The 24,134-nt window shown below is 74.4% G+C and carries 21 protein-coding genes and 1 riboswitch; of the genes, 14 read left to right on the forward strand and 7 right to left on the reverse strand.

Going from position 1 to position 24,134, the window contains the following annotated elements; translation table 11 throughout:
• Positions 1–7: 7 nt before the first annotated feature.
• Positions 8–454 (reverse strand): Asp23/Gls24 family envelope stress response protein, encoded by a 447-nt coding sequence (locus F8R89_RS08340; RefSeq protein ID WP_151783361.1) that lies wholly within the window; start codon positions 452–454, stop codon positions 8–10.
• 87 nt (positions 455–541) lie between these two features.
• On the opposite strand from F8R89_RS08340, the gene F8R89_RS08345 reads away from it, so the two are divergent.
• From F8R89_RS08345 to F8R89_RS08355, 3 genes are all read left to right on the forward strand, one after another.
• Positions 542–1,282 (forward strand): nucleopolyhedrovirus P10 family protein, encoded by a 741-nt coding sequence (locus F8R89_RS08345; protein WP_151783362.1) that lies wholly within the window; start codon positions 542–544, stop codon positions 1,280–1,282.
• A gap of 147 nt (positions 1,283–1,429) precedes the next feature.
• The gene (locus F8R89_RS36145; RefSeq protein WP_192806071.1) at positions 1,430–2,017 is read left to right on the forward strand and encodes a hypothetical protein; all 588 of its coding nucleotides are present in this window, start codon (positions 1,430–1,432) and stop codon (positions 2,015–2,017) included.
• Positions 2,014–2,283 carry a hypothetical protein gene (locus tag F8R89_RS08355; RefSeq protein ID WP_151783363.1) on the forward strand — a complete coding sequence of 90 codons (270 nt, stop codon included), beginning with the start codon at positions 2,014–2,016 and terminating at the stop codon, positions 2,281–2,283. The genes F8R89_RS36145 and F8R89_RS08355 overlap by 4 nt, the downstream gene beginning before the upstream one ends.
• 11 nt (positions 2,284–2,294) lie before the next feature.
• On the opposite strand, the gene F8R89_RS08360 is transcribed toward F8R89_RS08355, so the two are convergent.
• The 3 genes from F8R89_RS08360 to abc-f all read right to left on the reverse strand — a co-directional run bounded on the left by F8R89_RS08360 (position 2,295) and on the right by abc-f (position 5,425).
• Entirely contained in the window at positions 2,295–3,098 is an 804-nt protein-coding gene (locus F8R89_RS08360) for an enoyl-CoA hydratase/isomerase family protein (protein ID WP_151783364.1), read from the reverse strand.
• A gap of 171 nt (positions 3,099–3,269) precedes the next feature.
• The gene (locus F8R89_RS08365; protein WP_004002281.1) at positions 3,270–3,491 is read right to left on the reverse strand and encodes a helix-turn-helix domain-containing protein; all 222 of its coding nucleotides are present in this window, start codon (positions 3,489–3,491) and stop codon (positions 3,270–3,272) included.
• Positions 3,492–3,826: 335 nt separating this feature from the next.
• Complete coding sequence (gene abc-f / locus F8R89_RS08370) at positions 3,827–5,425, reverse strand: ribosomal protection-like ABC-F family protein (protein ID WP_151783365.1); 1,599 nt, start codon at positions 5,423–5,425, stop codon at positions 3,827–3,829.
• A 206-nt stretch (positions 5,426–5,631) separates the two neighbouring features.
• Here abc-f and F8R89_RS08375 point away from each other — a divergent pair, with 206 nt between their 5' ends.
• Positions 5,632–6,045 (forward strand): VOC family protein, encoded by a 414-nt coding sequence (locus F8R89_RS08375; protein WP_192806072.1) that lies wholly within the window; start codon positions 5,632–5,634, stop codon positions 6,043–6,045.
• 5 nt (positions 6,046–6,050) lie between these two features.
• Here F8R89_RS08375 and F8R89_RS08380 read toward each other — a convergent pair whose 3' ends face one another.
• The 3 genes from F8R89_RS08380 to F8R89_RS08390 all read right to left on the reverse strand — a co-directional run bounded on the left by F8R89_RS08380 (position 6,051) and on the right by F8R89_RS08390 (position 10,308).
• On the reverse strand, positions 6,051–7,454 hold the full coding sequence (locus F8R89_RS08380) for a hypothetical protein (protein ID WP_192806073.1): 1,404 nt from the start codon (positions 7,452–7,454) through the stop codon (positions 6,051–6,053).
• Between the two features lie 235 nt (positions 7,455–7,689).
• Positions 7,690–8,814, reverse strand: a complete 1,125-nt coding sequence (locus F8R89_RS08385) for an alpha/beta hydrolase family protein (protein ID WP_151783367.1) — start codon at positions 8,812–8,814, stop codon at positions 7,690–7,692.
• Positions 8,815–9,606: 792 nt separating this feature from the next.
• On the reverse strand, positions 9,607–10,308 hold the full coding sequence (locus tag F8R89_RS08390) for a class II aldolase/adducin family protein (protein ID WP_151783368.1): 702 nt from the start codon (positions 10,306–10,308) through the stop codon (positions 9,607–9,609).
• Between the two features lie 198 nt (positions 10,309–10,506).
• Here F8R89_RS08390 and F8R89_RS08395 point away from each other — a divergent pair, with 198 nt between their 5' ends.
• From F8R89_RS08395 to cobI, 10 genes are all read left to right on the forward strand, one after another.
• On the forward strand, positions 10,507–11,265 hold the full coding sequence (locus tag F8R89_RS08395; RefSeq protein WP_151783369.1) for a lysozyme: 759 nt from the start codon (positions 10,507–10,509) through the stop codon (positions 11,263–11,265).
• A gap of 176 nt (positions 11,266–11,441) precedes the next feature.
• Entirely contained in the window at positions 11,442–12,677 is a 1,236-nt protein-coding gene (locus F8R89_RS08400) for an inorganic phosphate transporter (RefSeq protein ID WP_151783370.1), read from the forward strand.
• 37 nt (positions 12,678–12,714) lie between these two features.
• Positions 12,715–12,936 carry a hypothetical protein gene (locus F8R89_RS08405; RefSeq protein WP_151783371.1) on the forward strand — a complete coding sequence of 74 codons (222 nt, stop codon included), beginning with the start codon at positions 12,715–12,717 and terminating at the stop codon, positions 12,934–12,936.
• A 95-nt stretch (positions 12,937–13,031) separates the two neighbouring features.
• Positions 13,032–13,184: riboswitch (cobalamin riboswitch) on the forward strand.
• 106 nt (positions 13,185–13,290) lie between these two features.
• The gene (locus F8R89_RS08410) at positions 13,291–14,250 is read left to right on the forward strand and encodes a cobalamin biosynthesis protein (protein WP_151783372.1); all 960 of its coding nucleotides are present in this window, start codon (positions 13,291–13,293) and stop codon (positions 14,248–14,250) included.
• Positions 14,247–15,755, forward strand: a complete 1,509-nt coding sequence (locus F8R89_RS08415; protein ID WP_151783373.1) for a cobyric acid synthase — start codon at positions 14,247–14,249, stop codon at positions 15,753–15,755. Before F8R89_RS08410 ends, F8R89_RS08415 begins: the two co-directional genes overlap by 4 nt.
• Positions 15,752–19,405 carry a cobaltochelatase subunit CobN gene (gene cobN, locus F8R89_RS08420; protein WP_151783374.1) on the forward strand — a complete coding sequence of 1,218 codons (3,654 nt, stop codon included), beginning with the start codon at positions 15,752–15,754 and terminating at the stop codon, positions 19,403–19,405. Before F8R89_RS08415 ends, cobN begins: the two co-directional genes overlap by 4 nt.
• Positions 19,402–21,393: a putative cobaltochelatase gene (locus F8R89_RS08425; protein WP_151783375.1), complete on the forward strand. Its 1,992-nt coding sequence runs from the start codon at positions 19,402–19,404 to the stop codon at positions 21,391–21,393. Before cobN ends, F8R89_RS08425 begins: the two co-directional genes overlap by 4 nt.
• On the forward strand, positions 21,393–21,992 hold the full coding sequence (gene cobO / locus F8R89_RS08430) for a cob(I)yrinic acid a,c-diamide adenosyltransferase (RefSeq protein WP_151783376.1): 600 nt from the start codon (positions 21,393–21,395) through the stop codon (positions 21,990–21,992). Before F8R89_RS08425 ends, cobO begins: the two co-directional genes overlap by 1 nt.
• The gene (locus tag F8R89_RS08435) at positions 21,989–23,338 is read left to right on the forward strand and encodes a cobyrinate a,c-diamide synthase (protein WP_151783377.1); all 1,350 of its coding nucleotides are present in this window, start codon (positions 21,989–21,991) and stop codon (positions 23,336–23,338) included. Before cobO ends, F8R89_RS08435 begins: the two co-directional genes overlap by 4 nt.
• Positions 23,335–24,066 (forward strand): precorrin-2 C(20)-methyltransferase, encoded by a 732-nt coding sequence (gene cobI, locus F8R89_RS08440; protein ID WP_151783378.1) that lies wholly within the window; start codon positions 23,335–23,337, stop codon positions 24,064–24,066. The genes F8R89_RS08435 and cobI overlap by 4 nt, the downstream gene beginning before the upstream one ends.
• Positions 24,067–24,134 lie beyond the last annotated feature (68 nt).

The raw sequence follows: 24,134 nt of genomic DNA on the forward strand, positions 1-24,134 counted from the left end.
CGGTGGCTCACTGGATGCGGCGCTCCGGTTCCTCTTCCTCGTCGTCCGGCAGCTTCACGTCGCTCACCGCGATGTTGACCTCGACGACCTCGAGGCCGGTCATCCGCTCCACCGCGTTGATCACGTTCTCGCGCACGTCGCGGGCCACGTCGGCGATCGACACGCCGTACTCGACGACGATCTCCAGGTCGAGCGCGGCCTGCTTCTCGCCGACCTCGGCCTTGACCCCGCGGGTGACCGACTTGTCCGTCCCGCCGCCGGGGACCCGGTCCCGCATGGCGCCGAAGGTCCGCGACAGGCCGCTGCCCATCGCGTGCACACCCTCGACGTCACGGGTGGCCATTCCGGCGATCTTCTCCACGACGCCGTCGGCGATGGTGGTCCTGCCCCGGGCACCGGTGTCCGCGCCGCCGCGCCCGGCGCCCTGGATCTTCTGCTCCGTCATCTCGGTCATGGCCGTCCGTCCTTTTCGGTCGTCGTCCCTCGACCACCGTAAGCATGGTTACGGGATACCGCGCCACAGATACGGCAGGCTGGAGGAATGACGACGGCGGACCGGTGGCAGCGGGCGGTGCGACAGCAGATCGGACTCGGACGGCTGCTGCCGCTGGGCGGCGCGCGTGACGGCGCGTGGATCTTCGAGGCGGCGGCCGAGGCGGTGCTGCGGCGCGCGGCGGAGCCGGTGCGCGGTGCCCGGCTGGGCGCGCTGCGGATCGGGCCGGCCGGTCCGGACGGCACCGGCGAGCCGGTCGTGCCGTCCCCGCCGAGCGCCCTGCCGCCGGGGCCGCTGCGGATCACGGCGGACTGCGCGGCGGCCGGCACCGAACCGCTGCCGGTCACGGCGGACCGGCTGCGCGCGGCCCTGTCGGCCGCCTCGGACCACCTCGGTCTGACGGTGACCGAGGTGGATCTGCGGGTGACGGCCCTCCTCGACGAGGCCGGCGACGACGAGAACCCGGCGCGCTCGTCCGAACGGGTGCCCCCGGCGCGGCCCGCGAGCGGCGACGAGGAGCGTGTCGCCGCTGTCACCCTGGCGGTGCCCGGCGTCACCGGACTGACCGGCGCGCTGGGCGGGGCGGGCCGTTCGGTGCACGTCGAGTCACGGCAGGACGGGGCCGCCGCCCTGCCGCACCGGCATGTGCGCGTCGAGATCGCCGTCGCCGCCGACCACCGGGCCGTGGAGGTGGCCCGGGAGGTCCGCGAGCGGGTGGGCCGGGCCCTCGCGGACCGTCCGACGGTGGCCGTGGTGGTGACGGCGGTCGGGGCTGACCGGTCGGGTTGACCGGCGCGCTGGGCGGGGCGGGCCGATCGGTGCACGTCGCGTCACGGCAGGACGGGGCCGCCGCCCTGCCGCACCGGCATGTGCCCGTCGAGATCGCCGTCGCCGCCGACCGCCGGGCCGTAGGGGTGGCCGGGCTGGGCCATCCAGGTGACGCTGCCCGGCACGCGACTCACCCGGGCGGCCAAGCCGGCACCCCCGACGAACAGCACGTCACGGCTGCCTGCCGCCCAGGCCGCCCCCGGGGCCACCGGGCTGACCGGCGCGCTGGGCGGGGGCCGTTCCGGGCACGTCGAGTCGCGGCAGGACGGAGCCGCCGCCCTGCCGCACCCGCATGTGCCCGTCGAGATCGCCGTCGCCAGCCGCCACCGGGCCGTGGACGTGGCCCGCGAGGTCCGCGAGCGGGTGGGCCGGGCCCTCGCCGACCGGCCGACGGTGGCCATGGCGGTCACCGCCGTTCGGCAGACCGGCGCCCGACTCACCCGGGCGGCCGAGCCGGCACCCCCGACGAACAGCACGTCACGGCTGCCTGCCGCCCAGGCCGACCCCGGGGCCACCGGGCTGACCGGCGCGCTGGGCGGAGCGGGCCGATCAGGGCACGTCGAGTCGCGGCAGGACGGGGCAGCCCTACCCCACCGGTATGCGCGCGTTGAGAGCAGAGTGCCGGCGCCGCAGCCAACGGGGCCTGGAGGTGGCTGGGCCGGGCCCTCGCCGACCGGCCGGCGGTGGCCGTGGTGATCACCGCCGTCCGGCTGACCGGCACGCGACTCACCCGGGCGGCCGAGCCAGCGCCCCCGACGAACAGCACGTCACAGCTGCCTGCCGCCCAGGCCGTTCCCGGGGTCACCGGGCTGACCGGCGCTGGGCACGTCGAGTCGCGGCAGGACGGGGCCGCCGCCCTGCCGCACCGGCATGTGCGTGTCGAGATCGCCGTCTACGCCGGCCGGCGGGCCGTGGGGGTGGCCGCCGGCCGGGCGGCCGTGGCCGTCGGCGTCGTCGGCTGATCCGGGCGTGGTTACTCGCCGAGGCCGGCCAGGTCCCGGAGGCGGCGGGCCTGTGCGGCGCGCTCGGCGGCGCGCTGCTCGTCGTAGGTGCGGTCGGTGGCGCCGCGCAGGAGCGCCTTGGTCTCCACGACGGCGTCCCGCGGCGCGGCGACGATCGCCCCGGCCAGGTCCCGTACGGCGTCGTCGAGCTGGTCCGCGGGCACGGCGAGGTTGGCGAGCCCGCTCGCCACGGCCTCCCCGGCCGACACGAAACGGCCCGTCACGCAGATCTCCAGCGCGCGGCCGTAGCCGACGAGCCCGACGAGCGGATGGGTGCCGGTCAGGTCCGGCACCAGCCCGAGGCTGGTCTCCCGCATGGCAAACTGCACGTCGTCGGCGACGACGCGCACGTCACAGGCGAGCGCGAGCTGGAAGCCCGCCCCGATGGCATGGCCCTGCACGGCGGCGATGGACACCAGGTCGTTGCGCCGCCACCAGGTGAACGCCTCCTGGTACCCCGCGATCGCGGAGTCGAGCTCGCCGTCGCTGCTGCGCGCGAGGTCGATGAAGGAGGGTTCGCCCTCGATCCCCTCGGGCGTGAACATCGCGCGGTCGAGCCCGGCGGAGAAGGACTGGCCCTCCCCGCGCAGCACGACGACGCGCACGCTGCCCGGCAGGGCCCGCCCGGCCTCGGCGAGCGTCCGCCACATGGCGGGGCTCTGCGCGTTGCGCTTGGCCGGGTTCGTCAGGGTCACCGTCGCGATCGCGCCGTCGACGGTGAGCCGGACGTGGTCCTTGTCGAGCAGGGGAGCGATGTCCTGGTCGGGCGAAGCCATGGGGTGCCTCCGATGCGTGCGGTCAGCCTGCGGATGCCGACGAGGCACCCACTAAGTGACTGCACAGTAACCACCCGGTCGATCCGGAGTCCCGCCGGGCCCCTCAAGGACTCAGGGGCTCGGAGGAGGACCGGCCGGGTGGTCACCATCGAAGACGATGGACCGCCCGGGTCAGGACGACGCGGCCTTCTTGCCTCGCGTCGCCCCGCCACGCCCACGGAGCGTGACGCCCGATTCACTGAGCATCCGGTGGACGAAGCCATACGAGCGGCCGGTCTCCTCGGCCAGCGCCCGGATGCTCGCACCGGAGTCGTACTTTTTCTTCAGGTCTGCCGCGAGCTTGTCGCGCGCGGCGCCGGTCACCCGGCTGCCCTTCTTCAGAGTCTCGGCCACCCGTGCCTCCTCATGGGAAGTGCGCTCTGGTCTCCTCATGATCACCCCTCCGGGGCCACATGGCCACCCATTCGGCAAGGTCCGTGAGACATGGTTGTGACGACAGGAGCGCGTCCCCACATACGGAATAGGGAATTCCGTGAGCTCGCGTCCGTACAGCCGAACGGGTTCATTTGTGAATTCCCAGGTCAGCGTCCTGGCATACGCGCGCCCCCGCCGATAACCGACGGGGGCGCGAAATCGATGTACTACACACCTCGGTACGAGGAGATCTCACACAGATGGTGGATCACCCGTGGGCCGAATGATCCATAGCCCGTGGATCACGTATTCGATCAAGCGAGGGCGACGAGATCCGCGTAGCCGGCGCCCCACAGGTCCTCGACGCCGTCGGGCAGCAGGATGATCCGCTCCGGCTGCAGGGCCTCGACGGCACCCTCGTCGTGGGTGACGAGGACGACCGCGCCCTTGTACGTGCGCAGCGCGCCGAGGATCTCCTCGCGGCTGGCCGGGTCGAGGTTGTTCGTCGGCTCGTCGAGCAGCAGGACGTTCGCCGAGGAGACGACCAGGGTGGCGAGGGCCAGCCGGGTCTTCTCACCGCCGGAGAGGACGCCGGCCGGCTTGTCGACGTCGTCGCCGGAGAACAGGAACGAGCCGAGCACCTTGCGGACCTCGACGAGGTCCATGTCGGGGGCCGCCGAGCGCATGTTCTCCAGGACGGTGCGGTCGGGGTCCAGGGTCTCGTGCTCCTGGGCGTAGTAGCCGATCTTGAGGCCGTGGCCGGGGATGACCGCGCCGGTGTCCGGCTGCTCCACCCCGGCGAGGAGACGCAGCAGCGTGGTCTTGCCGGCGCCGTTGAGGCCGAGGATGACGACGCGGGAGCCCTTGTCGATGGCCAGGTCGACGTCGGTGAAGATCTCCAGGGAGCCGTACGACTTCGACAGGCCCTCGGCGGTGAGCGGCGTCTTGCCGCAGGGGGCGGGCTCGGGGAAGCGCAGCTTGGCGACCTTGTCGGACTGGCGGACCTCCTCCAGTCCGGACAGCAGGCGCTCGGCGCGCCGGGCCATGTTCTGGGCGGCGACCGTCTTGGTGGCCTTGGCGCGCATCTTGTCGGCCTGGGCGTTGAGCGCGGCGGCCTTCTTCTCGGCGTTCTGGCGCTCGCGCTTGCGGCGCTTCTCGTCGGCCTCGCGCTGCTGCTGGTAGAGCTTCCAGCCCATGTTGTAGACGTCGATCTGGGCGCGGTTGGCGTCCAGGTAGAACACCTTGTTCACGACGGTCTCGACCAGGTCGACGTCGTGGGAGATCACGATGAAGCCGCCGCGGTAGGTCTTCAGGTAGTCCCGCAGCCAGACGATCGAGTCGGCGTCGAGGTGGTTGGTCGGCTCGTCGAGGAGCAGGGTGTCCGCGTCGGAGAAGAGGATGCGGGCCAGCTCGATACGGCGGCGCTGACCGCCGGAGAGGGTGTGCAGCGGCTGGCCGAGCACCCGGTCGGGCAGGTTGAGCGCGGCCGCGATGGTGGCGGCCTCGGCCTCGGCGGAGTAGCCGCCCTTGGTGAGGAACTCCGTCTCCTGGCGCTCGTACTGCTTGAGGGCCTTCTCGCGGGTGGCGCCCTTGCCGTTGGCGATGCGCTGCTCGTTGTCGCGCATCTTGCGGATCAGTACGTCGAGGCCGCGCGCGGAGAGGATGCGGTCGCGGGCGAGGACGTCGAGGTCGCCGGTGCGGGGGTCCTGCGGGAGGTAGCCGACCTCGCCCGAGCGGGTGATCTGTCCGGCGGCCGGGATGCCCTCGCCGGCCAGGCACTTGGTGAGGGTCGTCTTGCCCGCGCCGTTGCGGCCGACGAGGCCGATGCGGTCGCCCTTGGCGACGCGGAAGGTCGCGGACTCGATGAGGACGCGCGCGCCGGCGCGCAGCTCGATACCGGTGGCGGAGATCACGGTCAGACTCCAGGGCGGGGCTAGGTGGCGGTATGGGCGGCTGAGGACAGTCCCGCCGTCTAATGCGCGAGGAGAATGGCCATGGGGCCAGTCTAACGGGGCCGTGCAACCAGTTTTTCCGGCTTCGGACGACCCGTGACGGGTCATGCATCACACCGGCGGCGGCGACGGCCGCCCGACGACGCTGCGCACGAAAGGGTGACGGCATGGCAGGCACGAGCGGTGGGCGTCCGGGCCTCAGCCCGACGCTGCTGTACAAGGACGCGAAGGCGGCGGTCCGGCAGCTGACGGAGGCGTTCGGCTTCACGGAACTTGCCGTGTACGAGGGCGAGGACGGCAAGGTCGCGCACGCCGAACTGGAGCAGGGCGGCGGCGTGGTGATGCTGGGCTCGAAGGGCACCGGCAGCGCCTTCGACCGGGTGATGGAGGGCGCGGGTCCGGCCGGGGTGTACGTCGTCGTGGACGACGTCGACGCACACCACCGGCGGGCCGTGGAGCACGGCGCGGAGATCCTCATGCCCCCGAGGGACCAGGACTACGGCGGCCGGGACTATCTGGCCCGGGACCTGGAGGGCAACGTGTGGAGCTTCGGCACCTACGTCCCGGGCACGGGCGGCTGAGGGGCTCAGCTCCCGCCGGTGTGCACCTGGAAGGCGGCCCGGCGCACGGCCCGGGCGAGCGCCGGGTCGGGGTGCGCGGCGGCGAGGGCGACCAGGACCTGCACGGTGCGGGGGTGGCCGACGGCACGCACCTCGTCGAGGAGGGCGGGCACGGTCGGCTGGACGGCGGACTCCAGGTGCCGTACGAGCATCGGGGCCTCGCCGTGGTCGGCGACGGCGGCGGCGGTGTCCACCCAGAGCCAGGTGGCCTCCTCCCGGGTCAGCACCTCGTGGGCGTCCTCGGGGTCGGCGCCGTCGTGCTCGGCGAGCCACAGCAGGGCGTAGGGGCGCAGGGCCGGCTCGTCGGCGATCGCGCGCACGTCGGGTTCGGCGGGGGCGCCGACCACGCGCAGCGCCTCGAAGGCGAGGCCGCGCAGCAGGGCGTCGTCGCCGCGGGCGGCGGCCAGCAGCTCGGTGACGGCGCTGCCGACGGGGCGGGCGGCGAGCCAGGCGCGGTACTCGTCGCGGGCGGCGTTCGGGCGCAGCTGGGCGCAGCCGCGCAGCATGTCCTCCGCGGACCGCTCGATGTTCCCGGCGGGGCTCTGGGCGGCCACGCAGATCTGCTCCAGCTTGACCCAGACCGCCCAGCTGCCGAGCGGGGTCAGGGTGGCCTGGCCGTCGCCGTAGGTGAGGGCGCCGACGGAGGCGAGGGCGGTGAGGGCCCAGTCGAGCAGCGGGGCGAGGGGGGTGTCCTCGGCGGGTCTCGCGTCGGGGAGCGGCTCGGGGCTCGGCCCGTACGGGATCTCGCAGCGCTCGGTGCGCAGCTCGGTGACGCGCTGCTCCAGCAGGTCGAGGAGCTGCTCGACGGGGACGGGCCCGGCGGACAGCTGGAGGAAGGACAGCACCTGGGGCAGGGCCGAGACGACGTCGGCGACGGCGGCGTGGTGGAGGTGGGCGGGCTCGGGGTGGGCCAGCGACCAGGCGTCGAAGAGGGCGACCCAGCCGCGCAGGACGGCGCTGTCGTCGCGGTCCCAGGCCCGCAGCCGCCAGCTGGGGCGCGCGCTGTCGCCGTGCACCTCGACGAGGCCGGCGAGCCGGGCGGTGTCCCAGTCGGCCCGGACCTGAGCGACGCTCAGGCCGAGGGCGCGGGAGGCGCGTTCGGCGGTCTCGTCGGAGAGGGTGCCTTTGCCGTCGGGGTTCGCGTTCGTACGGCCGGGGCGCAGGGCGGTGTCGGCCCAGAGGGCGACGCGGACCGCGCCGGCGAGGAGGGAGCGTGCCATTCCGGCCAGCTCGGACCGGGCCGGTGTGCCCTCCGGGGGCCGGGGCGCGGGGCGGCGCGGGCGGCGCTGGTTCACTGCTCCGGGGGCGGCGGCCAGGGGTCGCGGGCGGACGAGTCGAAGCCTGGAGTCGCGCGGGATACGGGACGTCACGGGTGCAGTCTTCCGGTTGACGGTCCGAAAACCCAAACGGAATGCCGTGAGCGGCTCCGGGGACGGGCGGCGCGAGGGGTCCGACGGGTGCCGGGGCACCGGGAACAGGCCATCGGTACGGCCTTAAACGGAATGGCACGGCAGGGCACGGGACGGCACGGGACCAGCCGGGCGGGCGGGTCCCGTGGGTCCGGTCCCGTCGGGGGGTCCCGTGGGGGGCCCGTGAGGGGGCGTATCAGACCAGCGGTGTCATGAAGCGGCGCAGCGACTCCTCGTAGAAGCCGGGGTCGGCGTTCCACATGGCGGCGTGCGGGGCGTCCCGCACGGTGTGCAGGGTGACGAGGTCGGGGTGGGCCCTGGCCAGGCGGCGGGACAGGGTCCAGGGGGCCACCCGGTCGCCGGGGCCGTGGAAGACGACGGTGGGGACCGTGACGCCCTCGAAGACGTCTGCGCCGGAGCGGTCCGCGGTCAGGTTCGCGCGGCCCTGGGCGGCGCGCACGGCGAGGGGCAGCAGGGCGTTCGGGGTGTGGCGGGCCGCGGCGAGGGCGCGCAACGTGGTCTCCCAGCTGAGCACCGGGGAGTCCAGGACGAGCCCGGCGATCCGGTCGCGCAGGCTGGAGCGGGCGGCGGCGCGCAGCGCCATGGTGGCGCCGGTGGACCAGCCGAGCAGGACGATCTTCCGGGCGCCGTAGCGCACGGCGTAGCGCATCGCGGCGTCGACGTCGCGCCACTCGGTCTCGCCGAAGTGGTGCAGCCCGTCCGGCGGGCGGGGCGCGCCGAGGTCGCCGCGGTAGGCGAGGGCGAGCACCGGGACGTGCCGGGCGTTGAGGGGCCGCATGAGGTTCATGGCGTGTTCGCGGGTGGTGCCCAGGCCGTGCACCGCGATGAGCCAGGTGCCCCGGGCGCCGGGCACGAACCAGGCGGGCAGCGGACCGAGTTCGCCCGGGATGTCGACGTCGGCGTGGTCGAGGCCGAGGGTGGCGCGCGGGTTGCCGACGTACACGTTGGGGGTGAGCCAGACGCTGTCGCCGGGCTTCAGGGTGCCGTGGGTGACCCGCTCCAGACGGCGGACCACGGTGTCGGCGGAGTGCTGCGCGTCCTCGAGGACGGGGCCGACGACGGCGTGCGAGCCGTCACCGGCCAGGCCGTACGTGCCGGGACGCAGCGAGGCCAGGTCGCGGGTGAGGGTGATCTGCCCGGCGGCCGTGGCGTGCACGGTGAGCCGGGGTTCGGTGGGCAGCGGGCGGCCGGGGGTCGCCGTCAGGGCGGCGCCGCTGGCGAGCCGCCCGGCGGCGACGCTCGCGGCGCCGGCGGCCAGGGCCACGGAGACGGCTGCGGCCGTCGTTCGGACAGTGCGCACCCGTCCAGTGTCCGGAACGACCGGCCTGACGGCCAGTGGGAGGGCGGGGTGGGGTGACGTGCGCGCGGTCGCGCGGCCGGGCGGGGCGAGACCGCACGGGTGGCCGCCGGACACCAGTCCCGGGCGCGCCCCGCCTTCGCGGGCCGCTCCTCGCACGGCACGAGCCGGGCCCCGGCAAGGCGGGGTGACGAGCGCGCGACGAAGCAGCCGAGCCACGGAGCCGAGTGACTTGCGCGCCGCCGCGCGGCCGAGCGGAGCAAGACCGCACGCGTAGCCGCCGGACACCTACCCCGGGCGCACCCCGCCTCCACGGGCCGCTCCCCGCACGCGGCAAGCGGAACCCGGCGGAGCGGGGGTGAAGAGCTCGCGGCGAAGCAGCCGAGTGGCGCGCTGTGTGGACGAGCGCGCGGCCGAGCCGCAGGGCCGGGTGACGTGCGCGCGGCCGGGCGGCGTGAGACCGCACGCGCGGCCGCAGGACACCTGCCCCCGGCACTCCCCGCCTCCACGGGCCGCTCCCCGCACGTGACGAGCGGTGCGAGACCGTATGCCTGGCCGCCGGACACCTGCCCCGGGCGCGCCCCGCCTCCACCGCCCGCCCCTCGCACGGGCAGGCGGGCGGGTGGCGGGCCGAAGCGGGCCGCCGGGGCCATGGCGCCGCCGGAGGCGGGCGCACCCCGGCCCGTGCGGGAAAGGACGGCACCACGGCCGAGGTGACGGGCCGTCGGCGCCTGCCGGCCGGTCGTAGGGCGGTGCCCCCGGCCTGACGCCGGGGGCAGCAGGCGCCCGGGGCCGTCAGCCCTGTTGCCCGTATCCCTTCAGGCGCTCCCCCACCTCCGCCACCTGTTCCCCGGACAGGAGGGTCGGGGTCAGGCCCGGGACCGAGGAGGCCGTGAGCCAGACGCGGCACATCCATTCCAGTTGGGCCGTGCGGTCGTACGCCTGGTCCAGGGTGGCGCCGTGGGCGACGGTGCCGTGGTTGCGCAGGAGGCAGGCGGTACGGCCGGTGAGGGCCCGCAGCATGTTCTCGGCCAACTCCTCGGTGCCGTACGCCGCGTAGGGGGCGACCCGGACGGGTCCGCCGAGGGCCGCGGCCATGTAGTGGATCAGTGGGAGTTCGGGCACCAGGGTCGAGACGGCCGTCGCGTGGACGGCGTGGGTGTGCACGACGGCGCGGGCGTCGGTGGCGGCGTAGACGGCGAGGTGCATGGGCAGTTCGCTGGTCGGCACCAGGGTGCCCAGCACCTGCCGGCCGTTGAGGGCGACGCCCGTGACGTCCTGGGCGGTGAGCCGGTCGTACGGCACGCCGGACGGCGTGACCAGCACCGTGTCCCCCACCCGCACCGAGACGTTCCCGGACGTGCCGACCACGAGTCCGTCGGCGACGGTCCGGCGGGCCGTGGCGACCAGGGCCTCCCAGGCCGCCGCCTCCTCGGGCCGCACCGTGCGCCGGTTCGGGACGTCGCCGTCCCCCTGCTCCCACCGTTCGTCAGCCATGCGGCGATCCTGCCAGGCGCGGTGCGCGAAGTCGCCGGTGGATGGGGGCACTTCAGGGCGGAGGGGCGACCTCCGGGAGGGTGCATACCCCGACATACCGTCCGCTCCGGCCGCTTGGCCTGAGATCGATCGGAGTTCAACGATCTTCCGATAATCTCCGGGTGATTTGCCGCACACGCCACCATTCCGGGGGGAACCATGGCCCGTGCCCGCAAACCGTCCCGACTCGCCGTGTCCTGCGCGGCCGTGCTCGCGCTCACCGCCACCGCCGTCGCCGTCCCCGTCTCAGGAGCACCGGCCCCGCCCGCTGCCGCCGCCGCCGCCGGAAAGCCCCGAGGTCATGACGTCTCGTCGCACCAGAAGGACGTCGACTGGGCGGACAGCCGGGCGCGGGGCGCGCGGTTCGTCTACGTCAAGGCGACCGAGTCGCACACCTACCGCAACCCCTACTACGCCCGGCAGTACGACGGCGCCCGCGCCGCCGGCCTGGTGCGCGGCGCCTACCACTTCGCCCTGCCCGACCGGTCCTCGGGCCGTGCGCAGGCGGCGTTCTTCGTACGCAACGGCGGCGGCTGGCGGCCGGACGGCTGGACCCTGCCGCCCGCGCTCGACATCGAGTACAACCCGTACGGCTCGCACAAGTGCTACGGGCTGCCCAAGGCGGCGATGACCGCCTGGATCGGGGCGTTCAGCGACGAGGTGCGCCGGCTGACCGGCCGCCGCCCGGTGATCTACACCACCGCCCACTGGTGGAACACCTGCACCGGCGCCTCCCGCGCCTTCGCCGACCACCCGCTCTGGGTGGCCCGCTACGATGTCCCGGACCCCGGAACGTTGCCGTCCGGATGGCGCGCCTGGACCCTCTGGCAGTACGACAACGGCGGCGGCCTGCCGGGTGACCAGAATCTCTTCAACGGGTCCCTGACCCAGCTCAGGTCGTTCGCCCGCGGCGGCTGAACCGCGCCGCGCCCCGGCCGCGCCCCGGCCCCGCCCGGGCACCGCGGACGGGGGCCTTCCGTTCATAGGGGAAACCCTCCCTGCCGGACACCGCGCGGCCCGCCCCAGTTCACCTTCCGTTCACTCAGGTTTCCTACGTTCATCGAGCCAATGACCTCGAACGATTGCCTGGGTAAATGGAAAACTTCTCGCTGATCCTCGCGATCGTGGTGGTAACCGCGCTCGCGTTCGATTTCACGAACGGTTTTCACGACACCGCCAACGCGATGGCCACGACCATCTCGACCGGTGCGCTCAAGCCCAAGGTCGCGGTGGCCATGTCCGCCGTGCTCAACCTTGTAGGCGCTTTCCTCTCGGTGGAGGTCGCCAACACGATCTCCAAGGGTCTCGTCGACGAGACCGGCATCCGTCCCGAGGTCATCTTCGCCGCCCTGGTCGGCGCGATCCTCTGGAACCTCGTCACCTGGCTGGTGGGCCTGCCCTCCAGCTCGTCGCACGCCCTGATGGGCGGCCTGATCGGCGCCACCATCGCCTCGGCCGGCGTCGGCGCCGTCCACGGCGACGTGCTCGTCACGAAGGTCCTGCTCCCGGCCCTCGCCGCCCCGATCGTCGCGGGCGTCGCGGCCCTGCTGGCCACGCGGCTCACGTACACCCTCGGCAAGAAGGCGGACGGCGAGGCCGCGAAGAAGGGCTACCGCGCCGGCCAGATCGCCTCCGCGGGCCTCGTCTCCCTCGCCCACGGCACCAACGACGCCCAGAAGACCATGGGCATCATCACCCTCGCCCTGATCGCGGGCGGCGCCCTCGCCCCCGCCTCGGACCCGCCCACCTGGGTCATCCTCTCCGCCGGCCTGGCCATCGCGCTCGGCACCTACCTCGGCGGCTGGCGGATCATCCGCACCATGGGCAAGGGCCTCACCGACCTCCAGCCGCAGCAGGGCTTCGCCGCCCAGACCAGCGCCGCGACGGTCATCCTGGCCTCCTCCCACCTCGGCTTCTCCCTGTCCACCACGCACTCCGTGTCCGGTTCCGTGATGGGCGCCGGTCTCGGCCGCAAGGGCGGTGTGGTCCGCTGGTCCACGGCCACCCGGATGTTCGTCGCCTGGGCCCTGACCCTGCCGGCCGCCGCGCTGGTCGCGGCGCTCGCCGAGTACGTGACGGGCCTCGGCACCTGGGGCACCGCCGCCGTCGCGGTCTTCCTGATCGCCTCCAGCTTCGCGATCTGGCGGATCTCCCGCCGCGAGGTCGTCGACCACACCAACGTCACCGGCGACGAGGACGAGCCCGCCGGTGTGGTCACCACCGCCATCGCCGTCGTGACCCCGCCTCCCACGGGCACGGTGACCGACGACCTCTCCGTCACCCTCCCGGCACCGGCCCCCGGACCCGAGCCCACCAGGGCCGCGGTCTGACCCCCGGTCACCCCTCCCGGCAACACAAGGAAGCAGCATGAAGATCGACTGGGCGGCCCTCGGCTCCGTCTTCGGTGTCAGTCTCGTCGTCACGGTGGTCCTGGTGGCCCTGTTCACCCTCGGCATCGCGGGCCTCTCGCGCCGCGAACGGGCGGTCGCGCAGGGCGACTCGGCGGCGCTCGCGGTCACCGGCGCCTACGCGTGCTTCGCGGCGTGCACGGCGGCCGTGGCGTACGGCATCTACCTCATCGTGGCCTGACGTACGACGCGTGACTCCTGAGGTGCGTGACGGGACACCGTCGCGCACCTTCGGTGTGTGTGGGCCTGCGCACACTCTCCCGTCGCAGGTCACAGGCAAGTTGACGGCCGTCGCGACCCGTGGTGGACTTCCCAGGCCATGTACGGCGGCAGAAGAGGAAGCCGGTGCGAATCCGGCGCGGTCCCGCCACTGTCACCGGGGTAGTGACCCCCGGGAGCCAGGAACTCTCGCCGCCGGTCTCGTCGAACCAGGGCGTGGACACCCTGAGTGAGGACATCACGCGATGCTCGCCTGCCGATCGTCACGCAGTAGCAGTACCGGACCCCTGTCCGACGCCACCACCGGCTGAACCCCATGCGTGCCGAACGCGTCTTCGCGTACGGCGCCGCCGCCGGACTCCTCGGTGACCTGCTGCTCGGCGATCCACGCCGTGGGCATCCGGTCGCCGCGTTCGGACGTGCCGCGGGCGCCGTGGAACGGGTGTTGTGGCGCGACCACCGCGCCTGGGGTGTGCTCCACACCGCCGTGTGCGCCGGTGGCGCCGTGGCGGCCGCCGCGCTCGGCGCACGCGCCGTGCGCCCCTCCCCCGCCGCCTCCGTCGCCCTGACCGGCGCCGTCACCTGGGCCGTCGTCGGCGGCACCTCGCTGGCCCGGGAGGCCCGGGCGATCGGACGTGCCCTGGAGTCCGGGGACGTGGAGGCCGCGCGGGCGCGGCTGCCGCATCTGTGCGGCCGGGACCCGCAGGCGCTGGACGCCGACGGGATCGCGCGGGCCGTCGTGGAGTCCGTCGCGGAGAACACCTCGGACGCCGTGGTCGGCGCCCTCGTATGGGGGGCCGTCGCCGGGGTGCCGGGCCTCGCGGGGTTCCGGGCCGTCAACACGCTCGACGCGATGGTCGGGCACCGCTCCCCCAAGTACCGCCGCTACGGCTGGGCTTCGGCCCGTCTCGACGACGTCGCCGGCTGGCCGGGGGCCCGGCTGACCGCCGTACTGGCCGCCGTCGCCGGGGGCGACCCCCAGGGGGCCGTACGGGCGTGGCGGGCGGACGCGCACCGGCATCCCAGCCCCAACGCGGGCCCCGTGGAGGCGTCGTTCGCGGGCGCGCTCGGGGTGCGGCTCGGCGGGACGCTGTCGTACGGCGGGCGGGTGGAGCACCGGCCCGTGCTCAACGGGGCTGCCGGACGGGCCGTCGAGGTCGCCGACATCGAGCGGGCCGTGCGGCTGTCGCAGCGGGTCGGCGTGCTCGCCCTCGGGGTGTGCGCCGGGGCGCGGCTCCTGCTCGGGCGGCGCGCGGCGCGGGGACGTGCCGCGTGAAGGGCGGGCTGCTCGTCGCCGGTACGACCTCCGACGCGGGCAAGAGCGTCGTCACCGCCGGGATCTGCCGCTGGCTGGTCCGGCAGGGCGTGAAGGTCGCGCCGTTCAAGGCGCAGAACATGTCGCTGAACTCGTTCGTCACCCGCGAGGGCGCGGAGATCGGGCGGGCGCAGGCCATGCAGGCGCAGGCGTGCCGGATCGAGCCGACCGCGCACATGAACCCCGTCCTGCTGAAGCCGGGCGGGGACCGCAGCAGCCAGGTGGTGCTGCTGGGCCGGCCGGTCGGCGAGCTGAGCGCGCGCGGCTACCACGGCGGACGGCAGGAGCGGTTGCTCGGCACCGTGCTGGACTCCCTCGCCGAACTACGGGCCTCGTACGACGCGGTGATCTGCGAGGGCGCCGGTTCGCCCGCCGAGATCAACCTGCGGCGCACGGACATCGTGAACATGGGGATCGCGCGCGGTGCCCGGCTGCCGGTGCTGGTCGTGGGCGACATCGACCGGGGCGGAGTCTTCGCCTCGTTCTTCGGGACGGTGGCGCTGCTGGCGCGCGAGGACCAGGAGCTGGTCGCCGGGTTCCTCGTGAACAAGTTCCGCGGCGACGTCTCGCTCCTCGAACCCGGCCTGGACATGCTGCACGGCCTCACCGGGCGGCGGACGTACGGCGTGCTGCCGTTCCGGCACGGTCTCGGCATCGACGAGGAGGACGGCCTGCGGGTGTCGCTGCGCGGGGCGGTGCGCGAGTCCGAGGTGGCCGCCCCGGCCGGCGAGGACGTGCTGCGCGTCGCCGTGTGCGCGGTGCCGCTGATGTCCAACTTCACGGACGTCGACGCGCTCGCCGCCGAACCGGGCGTCGTCGTGCGGTTCGTGGACCGGCCGGAGGAGCTGGCCGACGCCGATCTGGTGGTGGTGCCCGGCACCCGCGGCACCGTGAAGGCGCTGCGCTGGCTGCGCGAGCGGGGGCTGGCACAGGCCCTGGTGCGGCGGGCCGCCGAGGGCCGTCCGGTCCTCGGGATCTGCGGCGGCTTCCAGGTCCTCGGCGAGCACATCGAGGACGACGTCGAGAGCCGCGCCGGTCATGTCGACGGCCTCGGCCTGCTGCCCGTGCGGGTGCGGTTCGCCCGCGAGAAGACCCTGACCCGGCCGTGCGGTGAGGCGCTCGGCGAGCGGGTCGAGGGCTACGAGATCCATCACGGGGTCGCCGAGGTCCTGGCGGGTGAACCCTTCCTGGACGGCTGCCGGGTCGGCCAGACCTGGGGCACCCACTGGCACGGCTCGCTGGAGTCGGACGCCTTCCGGCGCGCCTTCCTGCGGGAGGTGGCGGCCGCCGCGGGCCGCCGCTTCGTACCGGCGCCCGGCACCTCGTTCGCCGCGCTGCGGGAGGAGCAACTCGACCGGCTCGGCGACCTCATCGAACAGCACGCGGACACGGACGCGCTGTGGCGGCTCATCGAGTCGGGCGCGCCGCGAGGACTGCCCTTCATCCCCCCGGGAGCGCCCGCATGAGCACAGTGTTGTTGTTGTCGACCGCCGACACGGACCTGCTGGCGGCACGCGCCGGCGAGGCCGCGTACCGGATCGGCAACCCGACCCGCCTGGACGTCGCGTCCGAGCTGCCCGCGCTGATCGAGGGCGCCGACATCGCCGTCGTACGGCTGCTGGGCGGGAAGCGGGCCTGGGAGGACGGGCTCGCCGCGCTGAAGGCGTCGGGGGTGCCGACGGTGCTGCTGGGCGGCGAGTCCGTGCCGGACGCGGAGCTGATGGCCGAGTCGTCGGTGCCGGCCGGCGTGGTCGCGGAGGCGCTGAAGTACCTGGTGGCGGGCGGCCCCGCCAACCTCACCGAACTGGCCCGGTTCCTGTCGGACACCGTGCTGCTGACGGGCGAGGGCTTCGTGGAGCCGCGCCCGATGCCGGAGTACGGCGTGCACGGCTCCCGTGCGTGGGTGGACGGCCGGCCGACGGTGGGCGTGCTTTTCTACCGGGCCCATCACCTCAGCGGCAACACCGCGTTCGTGGACACGCTGTGCGACGCGATCGAGGCCCGGGGCGCCAACGCGCTGCCCGTGTACTGCGGTTCGCTGCGCGGCGCGGACGCCGGGCTGTACGAGATCCTGGGCCGGGCCGACGCCCTGGTCGCGACCGTCCTCGCGGCGGGCGGCACGCACGCCTCGCAGGCGTCCGCGGGCGGCGACGAGGAGGCGTGGGACGTCGGCAGGCTGGCCGAGCTGGACGTGCCCGTCCTGCAGGGGCTGTGCCTGACGTCCTCGCGGGCCGTCTGGGAGGAGTCCGACGCGGCCCTGTCCCCGATGGACGCGGCGATGCAGGTGGCGATCCCCGAGTTCGACGGGCGCCTGGTCACCGTGCCGTTCTCGTTCAAGGAGCAGGGCCCGGACGACGTGCCGGTGTACGTGGCCGACCCGGAGCGGGCGGCGCGGGTCGCCGGGATCGCCGTCCGGCACGCCCGGCTGCGGCACACGCCGAACGCCGACAAGAAGCTGGCGCTGGTCTTCACCGCCTACCCGACCAAGCACTCCCGGGTCGGCAACGCGGTCGGCCTGGACACGCCCGCCTCGGCGGTCCGCGTGCTCGACGCGCTGTCCGAGGCCGGCTACGCGCTCACCGAATACCCCGACAACGGCGACGAGTTGATCCACCGGCTCATCGAGGCCGGCGGCCACGACGTGGAGTGGCTGACCGAGGAGCAGCTGGCCTCGGCGCCCGCGCGGGTGCCGCTCGCCGACTACACGACCTGGTTCGACACGCTGGACGCGGACCTCAGGCAGGCCATGCTGGACGCGTGGGGCGAGCCGCCGGGCTCGCTGTACGTCGACGGCGACGACATCGTGCTGGCGTCGCTGCGGTTCGGGAACGTCGTGGTGATGATCCAGCCGCCGCGCGGCTTCGGCGAGAACCCCATCGCGATCTACCACGACCCCGACATGCCGCCCTCGCACCACTATCTGGCGGCCTACCGCTGGCTGGAGAACAGTTTCGGCGCCGACGCGATCGTGCACATGGGCAAGCACGGCACCATGGAGTGGCTGCCCGGCAAGGGCCTCGGGCTGAGCCGGGGCTGCGCCCCGGACGCCGTCCTCGGCGAACTCCCGCTCGTGTACCCGTTCATCGTGAACGACCCCGGCGAGGGCACCCAGGCCAAGCGGCGCGGCCACGCCACCGTCGTCGACCACCTGGTGCCGCCGATGGCCCGCGCCGACACCTACGGCGACCTGGCCAAGCTGGAGCAGCTGCTGGACGAGTACGCGCTCGTCTCCGACCTGGACCCGGCCAAGGCCCCGGCGGTGCGCGCGCAGATCTGGACGCTGGTGAAGGCGGCCGAGCTCCACCACGACCTGCACGTCGACGAGCAGCCGGACGACGAGGCGTTCGACGAGTTCGTCATGCACATCGACGGCTATCTGTGCGAGATCAAGGACGTGCAGATCCGCGACGGGCTGCACATCCTGGGCGGCGGCCCGGTGGGCGAGCCCCGGGTGAACCTGGTGCTGGCGGTGCTGCGCGCCTCCCAGGTGTGGGGCGGGCAGGCGAACGCGATCCCCGGCCTGCGGGCCTCGCTGGCCGCCCACTTCGGGCTGGTCGAGGCCGAGTTGCTGGCCGAGCCGGGCGCACCGGTGAAGGTCCCGGCCGAGCTGACGGACCTGGTGGACGGGCCGGCGCGTACGGCGTCCGACGCCATCGACCTGCTGGAGCAGCTGTGCCGGCGGATCGCGGAGGGCCTGGAGGACCGGGACTGGGCGGTCGCCGAGAGCCCGGGCGTGCTGCGGGACGTCCTCGGCACCGAACTCCCGGACGCCCTGCGGGTGCTGGAGTTCGCGTGCGCCGAGGTCGTGCCGCGCCTGGCCCGCACCACGGACGAGATCGGGCACATCCTCAAGGCGCTCGACGGCGGTTACGTCCCGGCGGGCCCCTCGGGCTCCCCGACGCGCGGTCTGGTCAACGTGCTGCCGACCGGCCGGAACTTCTACTCCGTCGACCCGAAGGCGATCCCGTCCCGGCTGAGCTGGGAGGTCGGGCAGTCGCTCGCCGACTCGCTGGTCCAGCGGTACCTCCAGGACACGGGCGAGTACCCGAAGTCGGTGGGCCTGACGGTGTGGGGCACCTCCGCCATGCGCACCCAGGGCGACGACATCGCGGAGATCCTGGCGCTGCTGGGCTGCCGCCCGATGTGGGACGACGCCTCGCGCCGGGTCACCGGCTTCGAGGTGGTCGGCCTGGCCGAGCTGGGGCGGCCCCGCATCGACGTCACCGTCCGGATCTCCGGGTTCTTCCGGGACGCGTTCCCGCACGTCGTCGGGCTGATCGACGACGCCGTGCGCGCGGTCGCCGAGCTGGACGAGCCGGCCGAGCGGAACTACGTGAAGGCGCACGCCGACGAGGACACCGCCGCGCACGGCGACCGGCGGCGGGCCACGGCCCGGGTCTTCGGTTCCAAGCCGGGCGCGTACGGGGCGGGACTGCTGCCGCTGATCGACGCCCGCAACTGGCGTTCGGACGCCGACCTGGCCGAGGTGTACGCGGTCTGGGGCGGCTACGCCTACGGGCGCGGCCTCGACGGGCGGGCCGCGCGCGGCGACATGGAGACCGCGTTCCGGCGGATCAACGTCGCCGCGAAGAACGTCGACACCCGCGAGCACGACCTCGTGGACGCCGACGACTACTTCCAGTACCACGGCGGCATGGTCGCGATGGTGCGGCATCTGACGGGCAGCAGCCCCGAGGCGTACGTGGGCGACTCGGCCACCCCCGACCAGGTGCGCACCCGCACGCTCGGCGAGGAGACCCACCGGGTGTTCCGGGCCCGGGTGGTGAACCCGCGCTGGATGGCGGCGATGCGCCGGCACGGCTACAAGGGCGCCTTCGAGATGGCGGCGACCGTCGACTACCTCTTCGGGTACGACGCGACGGCCGGCGTGGTCGACGACTGGATGTACGAGAAGCTCAGCGCCGCGTACGTCTTCGACGCGGAGAACCGGGACTTCATGAAGAGGTCCAACCCGTGGGCGCTGCGCGGCATCACCGAGCGGCTGCTGGAGGCCGCCGACCGCGGTCTGTGGGCCGAGCCGGACGCGGAGACGCTGGAGCGGCTGCGGGCCACCTATCTGGAGCTCGAAGGCGATCTGGAGGGCGACGAGAAGTGACGACCCCCTTTCCTTTCACGGCCGTCGTCGGCCAGGACGACCTGCGGCTCGCGCTGCTGCTGAACGCCGTGTCCCCGGCGGTCGGCGGGGTGCTGGTGCGCGGCGAGAAGGGCACGGCCAAGTCGACGGCCGTCCGGGCGCTGTCGGCGCTGCTGCCCGCGGTGCCGGTGGTCGCCGGGTGCCGGTTCTCGTGCGATCCGGCCGCCCCCGACCCGGGCTGCCCGGACGGGCCGCACGAGGACACCGCCGGCGTGTCCCGGCCGGCCCGCATGGTGGAGCTGCCGGTCGGCGCCTCCGAGGACCGGCTGGTCGGCGCCCTGGACATCGAGCGGGCGCTCGCCGAGGGCGTCAAGGCGTTCGAGCCGGGCCTGCTCGCCGACGCGCACCGCGGCATCCTCTACGTCGACGAGGTGAACCTCCTCCACGACCACCTGGTCGACCTGCTGCTGGACGCGGCGGCGATGGGCGCGTCGTACGTGGAGCGCGAGGGCGTCTCCGTGCGGCACGCCTCGAAGTTCCTGCTCGTCGGCACGATGAACCCCGAAGAGGGCGAGCTGCGGCCGCAGTTGCTGGACCGGTTCGGGCTGACCGTCGAGGTCGCGGCGTCCCGGGAGCCGGACCGGCGGGTCGAGGTCGTCCGGCGGCGCCTCGCGTACGACGACGATCCGGCCGGGTTCGCGGCCCGCTGGGCGGACGAGGAGTCGGCGGTCCGGCAACGGATCGTCGCGGCGCGGGAGTTGCTGCCGTCGGTGCGGCTCGGCGACGGCGCGCTGCGGCAGATCGCGGCGACCTGTGCCGCGTTCGAGGTGGACGGGATGCGCGCCGACATCGTGATGGCCCGTACGGCCACCGCGCTGGCCGCGTGGGCCGGGCGCACCGACGTGCTCGCCGAGGACGTCCGGCAGGCGGCGCTGCTCGCGCTGCCGCACCGCAGGCGCCGCAACCCCTTCGACGCGCCCGGCCTGGACGAGGACAAGCTGGACGAGACGCTGGAGGAGTTCGGCGGCCCGGACGACGACCCCGACCCGGACCCCGGCCCGGACGGGCCCGGCGGGGGCGGACAGCCGGACCCCGGTGACGCGCCCCAGGGCGACGGGGACACCGCGGCCCGCCCCGAGGCCGGCGAGGACGGGCAGCCGCGGCCCTCGGGGGCCGGCGAGCAGTCCCCCGCACGGGCCTCCGAGCCCTTCCGCACCAAGGTGCTGAGCGTGCCCGGCATCGGTGAGGGGGCCGCCGGACGGCGGTCCCGGGCACGGACCGAGCACGGGCGGACGACCGGGGCCCGCCGCCCCCGGGGCACGCTCACCAAGCTGCACCTCGCGGCGACCGTGCGGGCGGCGGCCCCGCACCAGCGGGCGCGCGGACGGTCCGGGCCGGGCCTGATCGTGCGCAGGGACGATCTGCGCCAGGCCACCCGCGAGGGCCGCGAGGGGAACCTCGTGCTGTTCGTCGTCGACGCGTCCGGGTCGATGGCGGCACGGCAGCGGATGGGTGCCGTGAAGGGCGCCGTGCTGTCGCTGCTGCTGGACGCCTACCAGCGGCGGGACAAGGTGGGGCTCGTGACGTTCCGGGGCTCGGCCGCCGAGGTCGCCCTGCCGCCGACCTCGTCGGTGGACGCCGCCGCGGCCCGGCTGGAGACGCTGCCGACCGGCGGGCGCACCCCGCTCGCGGCGGGGCTGCTGCGGGCCCACGAGGTGCTGCGGGTGGAACGGCTGCGTGATCCCGCGCGCCGCCCTCTGGTGGTGCTGGTGACGGACGGACGGGCCACCGGCGGTCCGGAACCGGTCGCGCTGGCCGGGCGCGCGGCACGGCTGTTCGCGGCCGACGGGGTCGCCTCGGTCGTCGTGGACTGCGAGTCGGGGCCGGTGCGGCTCGGGCTCGCCGGGCGCCTCGCGGCCGAACTGGGCGGTACCGCCGTGACGTTGGACGAGCTGCGCGCGGACAGCATCGCCGGACTGGTGAAGGACGTGCAGAGGAGGGCCGCGTAGTGCCGCAGGGACAGCCGAGTGTGGTGCCGGACGACGGGCTGACGACACGTCAGCGGCGCAACCGGCCGCTGGTGATCGTGCACACGGGCGTCGGCAAGGGCAAGTCGACCGCCGCCTTCGGGCTGGCGCTGCGCGCCTGGAACCAGGGATGGCCCATCGGGGTGTTCCAGTTCGTGAAGTCGGCCAAGTGGAAGGTCGGCGAGGAGAACGCGCTGCGGGTGCTGGGTGCCTCGGGCCAGGGCGGGACCGTCGACTGGCACAAGATGGGCGAGGGCTGGTCGTGGGTGCAGCGCGACGCGCAGCTCGACAACGAGGAGAAGGCCCGCGAGGGCTGGGAGCAGGTCAAGCGGGACCTCGCCGCCGAGACGTACAGGCTGTACGTGCTGGACGAGTTCGCCTATCCGCTGCACTGGGGGTGGGTCGACACCGACGAGGTCGTGGAGGTGCTGCGGGCCCGGCCCGGCACCCAGCACGTCGTGATCACCGGGCGGAACGCGCCGGAGAAGCTGGTCGCGTACGCCGACCTGGTGACCGACATGTCCAAGGTGAAGCATCCGATGGACGCCGGCCAGAAGGGCCAGAGGGGCATCGAGTGGTGAGCCCGTCCGTCCCCCGCCTGGTCGTCGCCGCGCCCTCCTCGGGCAGCGGCAAGACCACCGTCGCCACCGGGCTGATGGCCGCGTTCGCCGCGCGGGGGCTCGCCGTGTCCCCGCACAAGGTGGGCCCGGACTACATCGACCCCGGCTACCACGCGCTCGCCACCGGGCGGGTCGGCCGCAACCTCGACGCCTACCTGTGCGGACCCGAGCTGATCGGCCCGCTGTTCCGGCACGGGGCGCGGGGCTGCGACCTCGCCGTGGTCGAGGGTGTGATGGGGCTGTTCGACGGGGCCGCGGGCGAGGGCGAGCTGGCGTCCACGGCACAGGTGGCGAAGCTGCTGCGGGCGCCGGTGGTGCTGGTCGTGGACGCGTCCTCGCAGTCCCGTTCGGTGGCGGCGCTCGTGCACGGCTTCGCGTCCTGGGACCCGGAGGTGCGGATCGGCGGCGTGATCCTCAACAAGGTCGCCTCCGACCGGCACGAGGAACTGCTGCGGGAGGCGCTGGACTCGGCGGGCGTGCCGGTGCTGGGTGTGCTGCGGCGGGCCGCGCGGGTGGACACGCCGTCCCGGCACCTGGGTCTGGTCCCGGCCGCGGAACGGCACGCCGACGCGGTGGAGGCCGTGGCGGCGATGGGGGCGCAGGTCGCGGCGGGCTGCGATCTGGACGCCCTGCTGGCGCTGGCGCGCGGCGCCGGGCGGCTGGCGTGCGACACCTGGGAGCCTCCGGTCGTCGCGCCGGGCGGGCGGACGGTCGTCGCGATGGCCGGCGGTCCCGCGTTCACGTTCTCCTACGCGGAGCACGCCGAACTGCTCACCGCCGCCGGCGCCGACGTCGTCCCCTTCGATCCGCTGCGGGACGCGAGCCTGCCGGACGGCACGGCGGGGCTGGTGATCGGGGGCGGGTTCCCCGAGGTGTACGCCGCCGAGCTGTCCGCCAACGAGCCGCTGCGCAAGGCCGTCGCCGACCTCGCGGCGAGCGGCGCCCCGGTGGCCGCCGAGTGCGCGGGGCTGCTGTACCTGTGCCGCGAGCTGGACGGGCTGCCCATGTGCGGGGTGCTGGACGCCACGGCCCGGATGACCGAACGGCTCACCCTCGGCTACCGGGACGCCGTCGCCGTCGGCGACAGCGCGCTGGCCGCCGCGGGCACGCGGACGCGGGCCCACGAATTCCACCGGACCGTCGTCGAGCCGGGTGCGGGGGCCGCCCCCGCCTGGGGGGTGCGCACGCCCGCGCGGCGCGTCGAGGGGTTCGTGCAGGGGGGCGTGCACGCGAGCTATCTGCACACGCACTGGGCCGCCGTACCCGGGACGGCCCGTCGGTTCGTCGAGAGGTGCCGGACGTCATGAGCAGCAGGCTGATCGGAGTCGGGGTGGGCCCCGGCGACCCGGAGCTGGTGACCGTCAAGGGCGTCAACGCGCTGCGCGCCGCCGACGTGGTCGTCGTCCCCGTCATGGACAGCGGGGAGCGGGGGCGCGCCGAGGCGACCGTGCTGCACTACGTGCCCGAAGAGAAGGTCGTCCGGGTGGTGTTCGCACTGAACGAGCGCACGGACCGGTCGCGGCGGGAGGCCGCCTGGGACGCGGCCGGTGCACGGGTCGCCGGGCTGCTCGCCGAGCACGCGGCCGTCGCCTTCGCCACCATCGGCGACCCCAACGTGTACTCGACGTTCACCTATCTCGCGCAGACGATCGTCGCGGCGGTGCCGGGCACCGTCGTCGAGACGGTCCCGGGCATCACCGCCATGCAGGACCTCGCGGCGCGCTCCGGCGCCGTCCTCACCGAGGGCACCGAGCCGCTGACGCTGGTGCCGGTCACGGCCGGGTCCGCGGTGCTGAAGGAGGCGCTGGCCGGGCCCGGCACGGTCGTCGCGTACAAGTTCGGGCGGCGGGCGCGCGAGGTCGCCGAGGCGCTGCGCGAGAGCGGGCGCACGGACGGCGCGGTGTGGGGGTCGGCGCTGGGGCTGCCGGAGGAGTCGATCCGCCCGGCCGCCGACCTCGACGACGCCCCGCTGCCCTATCTGTCGACGCTCATCGCACCGCCCCGCCGCGACGGCGGCCGCGGCGGAAAGCTCTGAACTCCCCCGCCCGTGACGCCGCTTGACCTCGTCTGTGACACCCCTTGACCCCGCCTGTGACACCCCTT

The organism is Streptomyces sp. SS1-1 (genome assembly GCF_008973465.1).
Taxonomy (GTDB): Bacteria; Actinomycetota; Actinomycetes; order Streptomycetales; family Streptomycetaceae; genus Streptomyces.

Coding starts and splice junctions, on each gene's coding strand:
- F8R89_RS08390 (WP_151783368.1), bottom strand. CDS start 10,308: ATGGCTGACGAACGGTGGGAGCAGGGGGACGGCGACGTCCCGAACCGG.
- F8R89_RS08345 (WP_151783362.1), top strand. CDS start 542: ATGACGACGGCGGACCGGTGGCAGCGGGCGGTGCGACAGCAGATCGGA.
- F8R89_RS08375 (WP_192806072.1), top strand. CDS start 5,632: ATGGCAGGCACGAGCGGTGGGCGTCCGGGCCTCAGCCCGACGCTGCTG.
- F8R89_RS08395 (WP_151783369.1), top strand. CDS start 10,507: ATGGCCCGTGCCCGCAAACCGTCCCGACTCGCCGTGTCCTGCGCGGCC.
- cobN (WP_151783374.1), top strand. CDS start 15,752: ATGAGCACAGTGTTGTTGTTGTCGACCGCCGACACGGACCTGCTGGCG.
- F8R89_RS08405 (WP_151783371.1), top strand. CDS start 12,715: ATGAAGATCGACTGGGCGGCCCTCGGCTCCGTCTTCGGTGTCAGTCTC.
- F8R89_RS08400 (WP_151783370.1), top strand. CDS start 11,442: ATGGAAAACTTCTCGCTGATCCTCGCGATCGTGGTGGTAACCGCGCTC.
- F8R89_RS08410 (WP_151783372.1), top strand. CDS start 13,291: ATGCGTGCCGAACGCGTCTTCGCGTACGGCGCCGCCGCCGGACTCCTC.
- F8R89_RS08340 (WP_151783361.1), bottom strand. CDS start 454: ATGACCGAGATGACGGAGCAGAAGATCCAGGGCGCCGGGCGCGGCGGC.
- cobI (WP_151783378.1), top strand. CDS start 23,335: ATGAGCAGCAGGCTGATCGGAGTCGGGGTGGGCCCCGGCGACCCGGAG.
- F8R89_RS08360 (WP_151783364.1), bottom strand. CDS start 3,098: ATGGCTTCGCCCGACCAGGACATCGCTCCCCTGCTCGACAAGGACCAC.